General features: G+C 53.2%; 12 protein-coding genes. 4 read left to right on the top strand and 8 right to left on the bottom strand.

Annotated elements, in window-relative coordinates; all coding sequences use genetic code 11:
• Positions 1-8: 8 nt before the first annotated feature.
• From ACHZCJ_RS07880 to ACHZCJ_RS07845, 8 genes are all read right to left on the bottom strand, one after another.
• The gene (locus tag ACHZCJ_RS07880; RefSeq protein WP_321325375.1) at positions 9-986 is read right to left on the bottom strand and encodes an oligopeptide/dipeptide ABC transporter ATP-binding protein; all 978 of its coding nucleotides are present in this window, start codon (positions 984-986) and stop codon (positions 9-11) included.
• Entirely contained in the window at positions 979-1,953 is a 975-nt protein-coding gene (locus tag ACHZCJ_RS07875; protein ID WP_321325373.1) for an ABC transporter ATP-binding protein, read from the bottom strand. Before ACHZCJ_RS07875 ends, ACHZCJ_RS07880 begins: the two co-directional genes overlap by 8 nt.
• Positions 1,946-2,782 carry an ABC transporter permease gene (locus ACHZCJ_RS07870; protein ID WP_321325371.1) on the bottom strand — a complete coding sequence of 279 codons (837 nt, stop codon included), beginning with the start codon at positions 2,780-2,782 and terminating at the stop codon, positions 1,946-1,948. Before ACHZCJ_RS07870 ends, ACHZCJ_RS07875 begins: the two co-directional genes overlap by 8 nt.
• A 4-nt stretch (positions 2,783-2,786) precedes the next feature.
• Positions 2,787-3,704: an ABC transporter permease gene (locus tag ACHZCJ_RS07865; RefSeq protein ID WP_321325370.1), complete on the bottom strand. Its 918-nt coding sequence runs from the start codon at positions 3,702-3,704 to the stop codon at positions 2,787-2,789.
• A gap of 39 nt (positions 3,705-3,743) precedes the next feature.
• The gene (locus tag ACHZCJ_RS07860; RefSeq protein ID WP_321325368.1) at positions 3,744-4,874 is read right to left on the bottom strand and encodes a Xaa-Pro peptidase family protein; all 1,131 of its coding nucleotides are present in this window, start codon (positions 4,872-4,874) and stop codon (positions 3,744-3,746) included.
• A 63-nt stretch (positions 4,875-4,937) separates the two neighbouring features.
• Positions 4,938-6,470, bottom strand: coding sequence for an ABC transporter substrate-binding protein (locus tag ACHZCJ_RS07855; RefSeq protein ID WP_321325366.1), 1,533 nt, complete (start codon positions 6,468-6,470; stop codon positions 4,938-4,940).
• Positions 6,471-6,868: 398 nt separating this feature from the next.
• On the bottom strand, positions 6,869-7,834 hold the full coding sequence (locus ACHZCJ_RS07850; RefSeq protein ID WP_321325363.1) for a creatininase family protein: 966 nt from the start codon (positions 7,832-7,834) through the stop codon (positions 6,869-6,871).
• A gap of 83 nt (positions 7,835-7,917) precedes the next feature.
• A complete protein-coding gene (locus ACHZCJ_RS07845; protein ID WP_394700074.1) occupies positions 7,918-10,779 on the bottom strand; it encodes a TonB-dependent receptor domain-containing protein in 2,862 nt (953 codons plus the stop codon).
• 261 nt (positions 10,780-11,040) lie between these two features.
• Here ACHZCJ_RS07845 and ACHZCJ_RS07840 point away from each other — a divergent pair, with 261 nt between their 5' ends.
• The 4 genes from ACHZCJ_RS07840 (at position 11,041) to ACHZCJ_RS07825 (ending at position 15,278) form a co-directional block, all read left to right on the top strand.
• A complete protein-coding gene (locus ACHZCJ_RS07840) occupies positions 11,041-11,934 on the top strand; it encodes a LysR family transcriptional regulator (protein WP_321325359.1) in 894 nt (297 codons plus the stop codon).
• Between the two features lie 156 nt (positions 11,935-12,090).
• Positions 12,091-12,900, top strand: a complete 810-nt coding sequence (locus tag ACHZCJ_RS07835; protein ID WP_321325357.1) for an aspartate dehydrogenase — start codon at positions 12,091-12,093, stop codon at positions 12,898-12,900.
• A gap of 75 nt (positions 12,901-12,975) precedes the next feature.
• Positions 12,976-13,884, top strand: coding sequence for an SIR2 family protein (locus tag ACHZCJ_RS07830; protein ID WP_321325354.1), 909 nt, complete (start codon positions 12,976-12,978; stop codon positions 13,882-13,884).
• Positions 13,885-14,006: 122 nt separating this feature from the next.
• The gene (locus tag ACHZCJ_RS07825; protein WP_321325352.1) at positions 14,007-15,278 is read left to right on the top strand and encodes a dicarboxylate/amino acid:cation symporter; all 1,272 of its coding nucleotides are present in this window, start codon (positions 14,007-14,009) and stop codon (positions 15,276-15,278) included.
• Positions 15,279-15,495: the final 217 nt, after the last annotated feature.

The raw sequence follows: 15,495 nt of genomic DNA, 5'->3' as shown, positions 1-15,495 counted from the left end.
CTGGGCGTTCAAGAAAAATGGCAGGCCGCTTGGTGGCTTCCAAGCACCTTCATGAGGCTGGGCTCTTCCTCGCGGCATATCTGTTTTGCCATCGGGCAGCGAGAAGCGAAACGGCATCCTTCGGGTATGTTCATCGGACTTGGCAGGTCACCCGAAACAGGCGGAACGAAGCGGGAGCCAGTAGGGCGCGGGGGAAGGATTGCCGAAACCAACGCCCGTGTATACGGATGCGCCGGTGTGTCGAGGACCGCCTTCACGGGACCCCGTTCGACGATCCGACCGAGATACATTACTGCCACGTCATCGGCGATATGGCGGACGATGCCGAGGTCGTGCGAAATGAATACGTAGCCCAGGCCTGTGCGGTCTTGGATGTCCTGAAACAGGTTTACAATCTGTGCCTGCACTGAAACGTCGAGAGCTGCCACCGGCTCGTCCGCGACGATGAGTTCTGGGCCCAAGGTCAGCGCGCGAGCTATACAGATGCGTTGTCTTTGTCCGCCAGAAAACTCGTGTGGGTAACTGTCGACGATGTCGGCTGATAAGCTGACTGCTTCGAGCATTTCGGCGATCCGTTCGCGGCGCTCGCCGCTGCCGCTAATTATCATCGGTTCGGCCATGCTTTTACCGATTTTCATACGCGGATCGAGGGAGCCCATCGGGTCTTGGAACACCATCTGGAACCGGTGACGCAGCGCTTGAAGGCTGCGACCCGAAAGGTGCGAGATATCTTGATCCCCGATTTTTATCTGACCGTCGCTGGGTTCAAGCAGGCGAATCAGCAGCCGTCCAAGTGTAGACTTGCCACATCCAGATTCTCCCACCAGACCCAGCGTTTTGCCGCTGTAGACCTCAAGGTCGATACCATCGACCGCGCGTAACCAGGCCTTAGGCTCTTTCGTCAACAGGCGCTTGCCGACCGGGAACTGTTTCTTTAGTCCTCGAACAGTCATTAATGGACGCGCAACAGGCTTAGTCTTAGGCATAATCGGGCGTCCTGACACAAGCTGAGAAATGGCTAGGCGCGATCTCCCGCAGGACTGGCACCGTTTCGTCGCAGGCCGTGAAGTGATGCTGGCATCTCGTGGAAAAAGGGCAGCCCGGCGGGAGGTCGGTCAGTTTCGGTACCGAGCCGGGAATGGTCTCGAGACGTGGAGCCCCGTTGTCTGTGGGTATCGATCGGATCAAAGCTTCGGTGTAAGGATGGGATGGGGAGTCAAAAAAAGTGTTTACCGGAGCAGTCTCCATCAATCGTCCGCAATACATTACCGCCACTTGATCGGCGAAATTGGCTACCACCCCAAGATCGTGCGTAATCAGCAAAATCGAGAGTCCGGATTCATCACGCAGGTCAAGAAGCAGATCGAGAATTTGCGCCTGAACCGTCACGTCCAGCGCAGTGGTCGGTTCGTCCGCGAGCAAGAGTTCCGGTTCGCAGGCCAGTGCCATTGCGATCATAACCCGCTGGCGCAATCCGCCCGACAGTTCGTTGGGGTAGGAGTGTAAGCGTCGACGCGCATCCGGGATTTTTACCCGATCGAGTAACTCGAGAGCGCGCGTCTGCGCTTCCATCGGAGGCAATCCGTAATGCGCGACCAACGGTTCTGCCACTTGCTCTCCGACCGTAAGGACTGGGTTAAGTGAGGACATGGGATCCTGAAAAATCATCGAGATGCGCCTGCCACGCAATGCGGTCAATTCAGTCTCTGGCAAGGTAAGGATGTTGGCGCCACCGAAGTGCGCATCGCCTTCAATAACGGCGTTTTTTGGCAGCAGGCCAAGCATAGCCATGGCGGTTGTCGACTTGCCCGATCCGCTTTCCCCAACTAGCCCGAGGACCTCGCCTTTGCCGATGCTGAAAGAACAGCGATCGACGGCAGGCAGAAGCTGTCCGCCCGAGCGAAACTTTACCGTCAGGTCGCGAATATCGAGAATGGGGGTAGTATCAACCACGTGTCACCTCGTTCGGGTCGAGCTTTTCACGTAGACCGTTGCCCAGCATGTTGATGCCCCAGACGACCATTATGATTGCGATGCCGGCGCTGTTCGCGATCCACGGTGCGATCAATAAGCGATCGCGTCCTTCGGCCAGAACGTTGCCCCAGCTGGGGGTTGGAGGTGGTATACCTAACCCCAAGAAAGAAAGCGCGGTTTCAGTAAGGATCATTTGCGCCACTTGCAGGGTCGATATTACTATGATGATTGGCATCAGGTGTGGCAGGATATGTTGGCGAACGATGTACCAGCCGCTAGCGCCTTGGGCTTGCACCGCCTCGATGAAGGGACGCTCCTTGATTGAAAGAGTCAAGCCATAGATTACACGGGCATAGACCATCCACGACGAGATCCCGAGTATCATTACAATCGTCAGTAGGCCGCCGCCCAGTGTGGCGACAATCAGAATGGCTAGAAGAATCTCAGGAAAGGCCAGATGCGCGTCAGCGAAGCGCGTGATGAATGCGCCTAGCCGCCCGCCGCGATAGGCTGCTATCACCCCGCAAAATGTACCTATCGTGCAAGATAAAAGCATCGATGTGAACCCGACTAAGATCGATATACGCGACCCGTGGATGAGTCTTGACAGCACATCTCTGCCGTAATTGTCCGTGCCAAGGGGGTGTTCCCAACTACCGCCATCTGCCCACACCGGCGGGACAATACGATTGAGCAGGTCCTGCTGCAAGGGATCGAAGGGCGCGAGCACCGGCGCAGAAATGGCTAGAGCGGCGAGGATGACGACCACTAGCCCGCCAAGAGTGATTTTTAATCCGGATCCCAACATAATGTTAATTCAACTTTATCCGGGGGTCGGCTGCCGCAAGCATAAGACTGACCACAAGATTGGCGAGGATGATCGCCAAACAGGTGACGGTTACGGTGGCTACCACGACCGGGACATCGCGTTGATAGACGGCGCCGATCATCAATCGGCCAATTCCGGGCCAGGCGAAAATTGTCTCGGTGACGACCGAGCCGCCGACTAGTCGGCCAACCTGCATGCCAAAGAAACTGATGATCGGGTTCATTGCATTCGGCAGTATGTGGCGAACCAGAATATAAATCGGGCCCAGTCCCTTTGCTTTCGCAGTGGTAACAAATTGCTCGGCACTCGCTTCTAGCACGGCTGTTCGAGTAATGAGGATCAAGTTGGGCGTAATGAAGGCGGCGAGGGTAGTTGCCGGGAGAACGAGGTGAAGCCAGCCGCCAGTTCCCGATGTTGGTAGCCAACCCAACTGCAGCGAGAAGAGTTGCACGAGGAGGATACCCAGCCAGAAGCTGGGCATTGATTGGCCGACAACGGCGAAAGTTGAGATTGCTACGTCGGCCGCACGATCCTTGTAAATTGCCGATACAAGGCCTCCGACCAATCCCAGCACCAAGGAAAGGAACAGCGACGCAACGATTAACACAAAAGTTGCACCTAGTCGGCCGATTACGATGTTGATTGCGGGTGCTTGGAATTGAAGAGAATGGCCGAAATCAAGGGTAAGAATGTCTCCTAGAAAACGTCCGTATTGTACGATTAATGGCTTATCCAGTCCAAGTTGACGGCGCAGGATGTCCAACTGTTCGGGTGTAGCTGTTGCATCGAGGTACAGCGTTGCCGGATCGCCGGTAAGACGCAGCACAAAAAAGGTAACAGTGATCACCAGAAGGAGGGTGATGGGAACCCAAATTAATTGGCGAATTGCAAATTGTAACATGATGATTCCCGTCGGGCTGTCAGCTGACTGAATACTAGGTTAGATGACCAAAATTTCTTCGTTGTCGAAAGCATCCGATAAAAGCTCCGGCTTACCATCTGTAACGAGATAGAGGTCTTCCATGTGCAGACCTATTTCGCCGGGTTTCCGGATTCGGGTTTCTACCGTACAGACCATGCCTGGCTCGAATGGGGTAATTGAGTGGGGTTTGATCATAGGATATTCGTGCAGTTCCAGCCCGATTGAATGTCCATTGTGCGCGAAAGGGAAGGGCAGCCCGTGTTTTTCGTGCAGCCGGACTGCTTCGTCGAAGACTTTTGCGCCTGTATTGCCGGGGCGCAACATGTCTGCGACAGTGTGATGGATCTCGCGTAAGCTCTTCCAAGCGTCGGCTTCCTGCGCGGTGGGCTTGCCCATCTTGGCAGTGCGACCGACATTGGATGGATAAGCACCGGAATACCAGCCGCCACTGTCGGCTTTCACAATATCGCCCTTCTGCACCTGATAATCAGTGGGCGCGGCATGGGGAAAGCCGGTGTTGGCTCCTGCATTAATGAAGTTGAAAGCAACCATTTCTGCGCCGGATCCAATGATGGCATCGGCCAGTCGGCGAGAAAGGCTGTACTCAGTTTCGCCTACTTGAGTGGATGAAAACGTTGTGAACATCGCCCTTTCTGTGCCGCGGAATGCCTCTTGCAGCGCCGTGATTTCGCGTGCTGTCTTGACAGAACGCACCTTTCGAAAGATTTCATCGCAGGGTTCGACAGAGAGTTGAGGCAACTTTTTTTCCAGTGACTGGAGATACTTTCCTGCAAAATACTCTAATTCCATCCCAACACGACCGTTTGCCAAACCGAGTTCGGATAGAACATCGACCAAAAGATCGATCGGATTTACAAAGAATTCCCGGTATCCACGGACATCCTGAATCCACGTTTTTTGACGTACGTAGGCTTCATCAATATGGCAGAGGATCAAAACCGGATCACGCCCCTTGGGCCAAACCACAAACGCAAGGCGGTCCCGTATGTGTTTTACGGAGTCGATCATCACGTCAGCGGTATACCGGATGTTCTCCGGCGAACTGGCGATAATTGCATCGTATGGGCTGTCCTCTAATGTGGCACACAGGCGGGGGAGATCCCCCATGGCGGTCAGAGCAGTTTTCATAGGTTTTTACTTTCCTTTTGGTCAATGGGGGGCGCTGCTGAATCCGTTTGCCCTAAATGGAGGTTACGTGGGTGAAGAGAGGCTGGCATTATGCATGCGCAAGATCATGTCAGGGGTTGCGCTCCAGTCTTTCAGGTTGCTCGACTTGCCGAAGACAGCAGGTAGGCCGAACAGGAAGATGGCGGGGCATTGCTCGTTCATGATTTCAGTCATGCGGTGATAAGCAGCCAAACGCACGTTCTCATCAACAGAGGAACGGCCTGCGACGAACAACGCTTCGAATTCTTCGTTATCCCAAAAAGAACGTCCAGACGCCTTGGTAAACCAAGTCATTGCAAAATCGGCATCGCCGAGGCTGTGCCAGCCGACCATGTGCATTGGGCCCATGTCCCGCGCGTTTGCCATCTTGGAATATACACCCTGTTCAACAATGTTGACCGAGGTTCGTACGCCAATTTCGGAAAACATGGCTGCAATGACATTGCAGATGTCGACATCGGCCATATATTTTCCGGTCCGTGTCGTGATAGAGGTGTCGAACCCGCTTGGATAACCGGCCTCCGCCAGAAGAGCCCTTGCCTTGTCGGGCGCGTACGCGAAGGGCTCCAGTTCGGGATTATGGCCGAAAGTGTTGCTGGTGATCATCTGCCCCTGAAGGACCGTGCCGCGGCCCATTAGCAGCCGGTCGAGAATAGTCTGCTTGTCTACCGCATGATTGAGCGCGCGTCGCACTCTCGGATCCTTGAATTCTTCTATACGGGTATCGAATGTCAGAATTAGGCCGACTGATGATTCAGCCGCTTCTACTTCCGCTGCCGGAGACTCATCTATAATTTTCAGCAGGTCGATAGGCAGTTCTTCAGCCACTGCAATTTCGCCAGTCAACAGACTTGAAACCCGCGTTGAACCTTCTGGCAACTGACGGAGAACCAGCCGCGCGGTAGATGCCATACCACCCCAGTAGTCCGGGAAGGCATTGAATGTGATCATCTCGCCGGGCGTCCATTGATCCAGGATAAACGGGCCAGTTCCCATGGGTCGGGCCGTCATTCCGTCACGTCCAACCGCTTCGAAGTAATGCTTGGGTTCTATCGCCACATTGGTCAATCCAGCGACCATCGTGGGGAACGGACCGTCGGTCGTAATCCTTACCGTCAGATCGTCGACCACCTCAACGCCCGTAACTCGGGAAATTCGTGTGCGGACACCATAATTATTTCCCGGATCAAGGATATAATCAAACGTGAATTTAACGTCTTCGGCACTAAAAAGCTTGCCGTCTTGAAATTTCACCCCTTCACGCAGATGGAATATCCACGAGGAATCGCCATCCATTTCCCAATGGGTTGCGAGACATGGCACTGCGATTCCGGCAGCGTTGCGCGTAACAAGAGGCTCGAGCATTTGCATTATGACCGACAACGAGGAGAAGCTCGAGAATCCCGTAATGAGAGAGTTAGGCAAGCTTGCGACCGCAACGGCTAGCCCGCTGCCGTTGGATAGGAAGCGTTGTCCGGCAAAGACGAAGAGCGAGCCGGCCCCAGCGGAAGCAGCGAGGAGCCCTCTTCGTGTCATGGATGGGGTATGCGGACGCATTAAACTTCCCTTGAGCTGATCCTTGCAAACGGAAATAAGTGTTCGTTCTTCGCCGGGCGCTGAAGTTTTCCGGCATGGTCCTTTTTCATCCCCCCCGGGGTTCGGCGTTGCATTTTGGTGACAAGCTCTTTTTGGGTATTGAACAACGGGACATCGGACACATCCGAGAAATCTCATTCTGACTTGCAGTAGGCTTCTTTCGTGTCGGTTAGGACGCATAGTGCCGAAAATAGCGATGATTTCGGTTATGGCGGCCGCCATCATGGCGACCACCATCCGTTCTAGTTACGTTTTGGCAGAGATGCGGTAATTTTCTTAACGGTAGCCGAAGCATATTCGCTGCCGAAAAGCTTCGGTTGCATTTGCCAAATTAATGGCGAGTGGATCGCCTGCATATTTTACTTGGAGCCTATCGGACGTAACTCTTTCCATCGGTCAATGAACTGAACAATGGCATTGAGCGTTACTTCGATGTCTAAACGACCCGCCTCTGCTGTAGCCGTCGCAGGGTCCAGTTCGCTCCAGACACCGGTATCGGTCATCTCGTCGGCGGCGGTTCCCTTCCCCGTCGATTTGGCCTTTAATGCCTCGACTAGGAAGATCAGGTTTGCGGTGGGGTCGCCCGCTTCGATATCGGGAATCAAGGCAGTCAAGTGGTCCGGCATGTGCAATTTTGTCTGCTTAGATGCCGCGAGGTCGACCAATTCCGGATGGAGATACATCGTACGGCTGGTTTCCCTAACGCCACCATGACGGTCAAAGGGTTTTGGAGCTTTGCTCTTGTTAGGCTTCATATACGGCTGAGAAGCCTCTCCTAAATCAACTGCAATGCCAGGTGTTTCTTGATTGATGCGATCGACAATGAATTTCGTTGTGGCCCGGTTCCCGCCGTGGGAATTGAGGATCAGAAAACGTTTGAAACCTTGGCCGATCAGACTTTTGATCGCTTCGACATAAACCGCCTGAATCGTCTCCGATGAAAGGCTTACTGTTCCGGGAAAAGCCAAATGATAAGGCGATTGTCCGACATTTAAGATTGGCGCAACCAGAACATCGGTATATTGTGCGGCAAGCTTGGCGACTTCGGTACCGTTCAAATAATCGGTTCCGAGTGGCCCTTGAGGGCCATGCTGTTCGATCGCTCCAATGGGTACGATAACCATGTCGGTGCGCGTCAACAGGTCTTCAACCTCCTTCCACGTCATTTCCGGCAGGAAATTCTTGACTTTTACTCTGTCGGGTGTGGCAATTGGATTGGCTTCAGGTAGCGTAATCCACGAAGCGGATGCCGTGGCTGTTTGTGCTTGAACTGGCAACGAAGTAAGCGCAGCGGCACAGGCTAATAGCATCAAATTCTTTTTCATAACTTTTCCTTTTTGGTGTCCGCATTTTGCGGACCAATTGTTAGGTCGCCCTGTGTACATATTGTGAGCGGTTAATTGTCGAGTTAGAAGCGAACGCGGACGCCGGCAGTATATACACGGCCTATCACATCATAGATCGTGCGCGCGGTACCGAGTTGGGTTAGCGGCGGATCCTTGTCCATCAGGTTCTGGATTCCTCCGAACAACACTAAACGCTTGCTTCCGCTGTCCAACAAGGTGACTTCACCCGAAAGATCGAAATACAATCGGCCGCTAACGCGTTTCACATCGATATTATCATCTTGGGTCAGAATGCCCCCGCTGACAGAACGTCCTGTCAAACTCATCCGATAATCATCCGTTGAATAGCTCACCGTTGAATTCGACTGCCAGTGTGGAACCCCACCAATACCAGCCGTTCCTGTAACTTCGGTATTGCCGGCAAATCTTGTCGTCGTGGAACCATCCACGAGGTCAAGTTTGTCGATATAGGTCACCAATGTGCGCAAGTCGACGTTACCGGCTCCGAGCGGAAAGGAGTAGGCCAGTTCAAAGTCGACACCTGCGGTCTCGGTCCTCTGAAAGTTCGCGGGCGCGGTGCGCACTAGAGTGATCTGGCTTGTTGGCGTTGCCCGGGTTATCAATGAACAAACTTGCGGCGTATCAGTATAGCAACGCGTAACAATCGATTGCGCATTAAGGGTGTTGATAGCATCTTTCAAATTGATGCTGTAATAGTCGATCGACATCCGCAGGCCTGGAATGAAATCAGGTGTAAGAACGATACCCGCGGTAAATGTATCGGCCTTTTCCGGAGTCAAATCAGGGTTTCCGGTTATCAAATTCTGGGCACTATATGTGCTTCCGAGTACCGGATCATTGATCGTGGGCGTAAAATTATTTCCTGAAGCAAACATTTCATCCAAGCTTGGCGCCCGAATGTCGCGTGAGCGCGTTGCCCGGAAGCGGATCGTGTCATTCACCTTGTAGTTGAGACCTGCCTTCCACGTGTAAACGGTTCCAGATGTACTATAATCGGTGATGCGACCCGCCAAATTTAGGTCGAGGTTTTGAGCCCAGCTCTCATCGAGCGCAAGCGGCACCACAACTTCGACAAAGCCCTCTTTCACATTCTGCGAGGCACTCCACGGCTTATTGTTACCGATTCGGAATGCATTGGCGATTGAAAGCTCATCGGACGTGACATCGACTGATTGATGGCGATATTCGCCACCCGCTGCAAATGACACCGGTCCAGCCCAGGTGTCGAAGGGTTCACCGCGAACGGTAAGCGCGACGACTTGCTGCTTGATGTCCCAATCGCGAATCGATTCACCATTCATCCAGGTTTTTGCGGCTTCGCTTACGTTTCCGTAGCCAAAGAAATTCCCGGGGACGCATCCGTTAGTCGGGTCTGTCAGCGTTGACCGGCAGACGATGCCGCCCGTCGCGGGATTGACAACCGCATCAACCGACTGAAGCCAGCGATCGGTAATCCGATCCTCCGTGTAGCGAGTAGCCACTTTCGACTGACCAAGCGCGCCATAGAAATCAAACGTCCAATCGTCTGTTAGCGCTCCCTCCAACCCGACTGCCGCTTGCCAAGTCTGCGAATGAATGTCGAACAACCCTTGAGCATAATCTTCGAAGCCACGCCCCATTGTAAAGGATGAAATACCTTCGGCTTGCATTATCGCACTGATCGATTCTGGCAGATAAGCATTGTCTGCTTGGATGGTAATCTGATCAACGCGAAGGTTGCTGCCCGTTTTGACTTCTGTGCTCGCATATCCAAATTCTGCAGACGCGGTGATGTCCGAGGAAATTTCGTACGTTAGTCTGCCAAAAGCACTGTAACGTTCGATCGGACTTTCAAGAACGCGAACGCCGTTTATGGGAATTCCGTCTCCGCCGTCCATCTGTGAGCCGGTCGCATTTGCGCCATAGGTGAAAGGAACCGGCATTCCGTTATCGTCGAATTGAATCCCTTGGAGTATTGAAGGCGAGTTGATGACGCCTCCCACTGAACCATTTGATGCACGCGCATCTGAAACGAGCAGGTATTGGGGTTCGCCATTGGTTGCTGTATAGGCGGGGTTTTGTATCGCCCCAGCATTCCCCCAGCTACGGTCGCTCAGCGCGCCGACGCCGCTGTTCGTTGCAGCCTCTCCGCCGATTACAAAATGACCACGCCCACCTCCAAAAGACGTTCCATAGGCCATCGAGGCCAGATAGTTGCGATGGTCATTGTGGTCCGTAATTCCGCCCTGAAGACTCCCCTTAAAGCCTTCCAGCGTGGAATTGATTCTTAGATTGACGACGCCTGCCACAGCATCGGACCCATAAGCCGCCGATGCACCACCGGTCACCACGTCAACGGATGAGATCATGGCCTGGGGAATGACGTTAATATTAAGACCACCCGTTGTGGTCGTCGGTACATAGCGCTTTCCGTCGATCAATGTCAGTGTACGCAAATATCCTATGCCGCGCAAATCGAGGAAGTTTCCACCCGCGGCGTTCGAAAGTGCCGTGGAAGTCGACGGTGTTAATGCCGAACGTAGTGCCGGCAATTGGTTGATTGCATCTGCAATATTGGGTGCTGCGACGCGCTCAAGATCAGCCGTTCCGACTGCCGTTGTCGGGGTCGCTGCTTCAAAGCCGCTGCGCTGAATCTGTGACCCCGTCACAACGATTTCAGCTGGTTCATTTACATTGTCTTCATCCGGCGTCGTGATTGTTTGCGCGTGGGCGGGCACTGACAAAATTGCGATCAAGCTCGCTGTTGCAAGGAGCCGACCGGGCGCCCCTGCGGCATGATTGCCAAATGATCTTACGGTATATATGCTCTTTTTGTGTTTAGCCATGTTGGTTTCCCCCTTATGGTTGATCCGCTGCCCAACATCCTCCTGCCCCAAAACATTTCGTTTTTTATCGTCTGACAAAGCTCCCCTAATCGAAACGCGTAAAACAGAGCCAAGAACAATCGCCCCTGTTGCGTAATGCGCAACGGGGGTGTAAAGTTGTCAGCCGGTTTCCGACGCAGATAACCGCGTGACCTCTTTTGATTTTCCGTTTTATGATAGCGTGATTCAGCAACGAGGTTTCGCACTCACTTCCCTTAGCCGCCCTAATATATTGCAGCGCACAACTTGCAACCCACAGTGTCACGCTTCATACATGGGGCCCCTTATGGAGGCGAAAACATGTTCCCAGATCCATTGCGTGCTTTCCGTAGTGTCGTAATAAATGGCTCGATACGAAAGGCGGGAGACGCGCTGGGACTCGCGCCCTCTTCAGTCAGTCGTCAAATCGCGATCCTGGAACGGCAAATGGGCACGGCCTTGTTTGATCGAAAGGTCAACGGGCTTCAGCTCACCTATGCTGGGCGATTGGTTTCTGACTATGCTGAAGACGTTGTAATTGGTTTTGACTCTCTGCGCGCCGATCTCGACGACCTGCGCGGAAGCCAGCGACTGATCAAGTTAACTATGGTGGAAAGCGTGGTATCGGCTGGCCCTGCTCAGGCTATATTTGAATTCAGCAAACAGTATGAGCATGTGCACTTCGAATTTGAGATTGTTCCCGCCCCGGCGGTTTTGGAGGCGGTACGCCAACAAAATTGTGATGTCGGCATCACCCTTTGTGCCGAGCCCAGCGACATGATTGCGACCGTCGCGCGCGTTCCCGAGCCCGTGTTCGCGGTCGTTCCCTACGATCACGCCCTCGCGCAGAATTCCGAAATATCGCTGGCAGAAATCAACGATTACCCAGTCGCGCTTCCCAGTACCGATTTCCGTGTTCGACGCATTTTTGACATTGCTCTCGCCGAAGCGGGCGTGCGATTGCAACCCCATTTGCAAAGTAATTCGTTTGAGGCGTTGCGTGATTTTGTCAGGTCGGGAGCGGGTATTGCGGTATTGCCGAAGGGCGCTTCGCTTCGTGAGCAGCAAGCGGGTCGCGCGCACTGCATCCCCTTGCAAGGGGACGCATTCAAGGAAAGTACGCTTGATCTGATTGTATATAAACAGCAACGCATTCCTCGCTTGGTGCGACTTTTTATCGATACTTTGCGCCATTCAATTGAGGCTGATCGCTGATATTAAAGCCTCCGCAATGCATGCGGAGCAAGCCTGGCAGAGGATTGCCGGTGTTGCGTAGTTTGCAACGGGGTACATCACTCACTGTACTATCGCATTGCATCGCTTTCCACGAAAGATCGTTCTTGATTACTCGAGACAAGGACACGGAGCCTAATGAAGCGTGCTGCGATATTCGGAATGGGGACAATAGGGACTTCACTAGCCATAGACTGGATGCAACGTGCACCGTCGGGTTGGGTACTTGATTCCGTTTGTTCGCGGCGCGATTGTTTTCCAGCGCTGCGGCAACTTTTATCCGAAAACGTTGCAATTACGGATGATCTCGGAGAGGTTTTAGCGCAATCGCCCGATGCGGTCGTGGAAACAGCCGGTCATGCATCTGCTCTCCAGTTCGGCGCGGAAATTCTGCGAAATGGTAGCGATCTTTATTTGCTGTCGTCAGGAATCCTTGCCGACCCCAAAACATACGACGACTTTCTGTGTGCAGCTGACATCGGTCAGTCAAAAATTATCATTCCTTCGGGTGCTCTTGCCGGTTTTGATGGGTTAATGGCGTTGTCGCGTGCGAGGCCTGCGACTGTCACCTATCGATCGACGAAACCAGCAAATGCATGGCGGGATACTCCAGCCGAAGATCAGTTCGATTTGGATGCGCTGGACAAGCCTACGGTTTTTTTTCGCGGTTCGGCACGCGAAGCTGCGCTAATGTTTCCGAAAAACGCAAATCTGGCAGCGAGCGTCGCGCTCAGCGGCGTTGGTTTTGAACAGACAAAGGTCGAGCTAGTTGCCGATCCTAACGGCGTCGGTAATGTGGCAGAGCTTGAAGCCCGGATTAGCAGTTGCACCTTGAAAGTGCAGATGACCAGCCAGCCTGAACCGCTAAATCCGAAATCCTCTGCTGTAGTCCGGTCCAGTGTCTTTGCCGCACTAGAACGGCAGGAAAATAGGTTGCGGCTGGGATAGATGGAGAAAGAAGCGGGTTGCATACTCTCCGATTTAGCCTAATTTGGCCCAACCAATCCAATAGGCAGAACAGTTATGAACGCAAATCTCGATGAGTTAGCGGACGCAATCCGTAATCGCCGCGCGATGCTGTTCGCGGGCGCGGGCGTTTCGATGAGCGTGGGCTTGCCATCCTGGTCTGAACTAGTGGAACATCTCCAATCGGAGCTGGGGCTGACTGCGGTTGATCCAAAGGTTACTTATCATACGTTAGCTGAATATTATCGCCTGAAACAGGGCAGCATCGGCCCGCTACGAAGCTGGATGGACCGGACATGGGCCGTTTCGCACGACGACGTCGCCAATTCGGTGGTGCATCGCTATATTCTTGATTGCGATTTTCCGATAATTTACACGACAAATTACGATAATACACTCGAAGTTGCATATGAAATTCACGAACGCCCCTATTTGAAAATCGCGAATACGCACGACTTAATTGCCATTGATGGTCAGAAAACCCAGATCGTTAAGTTCCATGGTGATTTTTCTGACGATTCCACGCTCGTCATCGCTGAAACCGACTATTTTAAAAGGTTGGCATTTGAATCTCCGCTCGACATTAAATTTAAGGCCGATGCATTGGGGCGGACATTGTTGTTCATCGGTTATAGCGTATCTGATCTCAATATCCGGCTTCTACTTTACCGGCTGTGGCAAACATGGCGCGAATCTGGACGCGAACGCGAGCGACCCGGCGTTTATGTATTCACCGCAAATCCTGATCCTATTCAGACCGCTGTGCTTCAGCAGTGGGGAATTACGGTGATATCAGGAACAGGGGATCCGCAGGATTCGCTTATCGGTTTTCTCAGCGAACTGACCGAAGCCGTGCAGAAAAAATCAGTTTCTGATCGACCGCGCGCCAAAATTGAACCGATCCGCCAGCGATTTGCGAACGAGCCCCACCCAATCCGACCAGCCAATCCGCAAAGTAACATTTAGCCCCTGTTGCACGATACGCAACACAAGCGACGCGCCTGCGTGATTCCGTCTACACCATTCCCTGATAAGGTTGATCATCGGGATCAAAATGATCACCGCAGGCAAGACAGACGGGGAATTCAGTGATATCAAATCCAAAGCGTTTTTCATGGATCATCTTTGGTTCTTTGGCGTTCGGCGCGCTCGTTGGTTTCGTACTCAACGCAACGGCGCAAACTGCTACTATTGAAGGCGCTACTACGGTGTTCCGCACAATCAGCACCGTTTTCCTCAACCTGATCAAGATGGTTGTAGCACCGCTGATTTTCGCGACGCTGACCAGCGGTATCGCCAGTTTTGGTGATGGGAAATCGGTACTGCGCGTCGGCGGTAAAGCGATGCTTTGGTTCCTGGGAGCGTCTGTGATCTCGTTGGGCCTAGGCACGACGATGGCCTTGCTACTGCAGCCCGGTGCCGGTCTCGACATCCCGTTGCCCTTGGACATGGGCGATGCGGCGCTGGGCTCCGAGCTATCGGCTGAGCACGTTATCACTGGGGCATTCCCAATATCCGTAGTCAACGCTCTGGCTACCAATAACATTCTTCAGATCGTCGTCTTTTCGGTATTTGCAGGCCTAGGACTATCGGCGATGGGCGAACGCGCGGCAACGCTTCGTCGATCTATATCGGAACTTGCCGATCTCATGTTGACGATCACGACCTATGTCATGCTGTTCGCGCCGCTCGGTGTTTTCGCTGCGGTCGCTGGTACAGTCGCAAAGGAAGGCATCTCGGTGCTGGGCTCCCTCGCATGGCTTGTGATTGGCTACTACATGGCATTAGCCGTATTAATTGCCGTGCTAGTCGTTATCGGCTGGCTAATGCTGCGCGGGCGCTTGCCGTCGCTGTTAAGTTTGTTACGCGAGCCGGCAACCATAGCCTTTTCAACCTCAAGCTCCGAAGCGGCCTACCCGCGCTTGCTGAACGCGCTGGAGCGTTTCGGAGTGCCGCCACGAATCGTTAGCCTCGTCCTTCCTTTGGGCTATTCCTTCAATCTCGACGCTTCGATGACCTATTGCACTTTCGCGTCGCTTTTCATCGCCCAAGCTTATGGTATCCATATGCCGCTCGGCACGATTATTGTCATGATGCTGATGCTGATGCTCGCGAGCAAGGGAATAGCCGCCGTTCCCCGAGGCTCTCTAATCGCACTAGCAGCAGTGTTGCCTCAATTCGGGTTGCCTGAAGGAGGTATATTGCTGCTTCTTGGCGTCGACCATCTGCTTAATATGGGGCGGTCGGGGACCAATGTACTTGGTAATGCAGTTGCCGTGGTCGCTGTCTCGCGATGGGAGAATGACGAAACGCCAGATGAATCCGGTGATAATTCTAAACTGGCGGCAAATACCCGATAGTGGGGTGTTGTCAGAGCAAATGCAGAGTGATAGCTACCAAGTGATCGTCCCATCATCATCACTCTACCAGCGTCAACATCTTTGCGCGTTGCCAAGTAGTCATTTGTCGCGGCGGCACGCTTTTCAGCATTCTGAATCGTCGAAAGCCGAGCATAAGCGATCAGAAACGCGGCGGTGAATTACTGGGTTACGCTTTGCGAATAGTTGCCTGTCGTCA

It is taken from the genome of uncultured Parasphingorhabdus sp., from assembly GCF_963677535.2.
Classification (GTDB): Bacteria; Pseudomonadota; Alphaproteobacteria; order Sphingomonadales; family Sphingomonadaceae; genus Parasphingorhabdus.
Note: the sequence above shows the minus strand (reverse complement) of the source record. Positions and strands in the feature narration are given on the sequence as shown.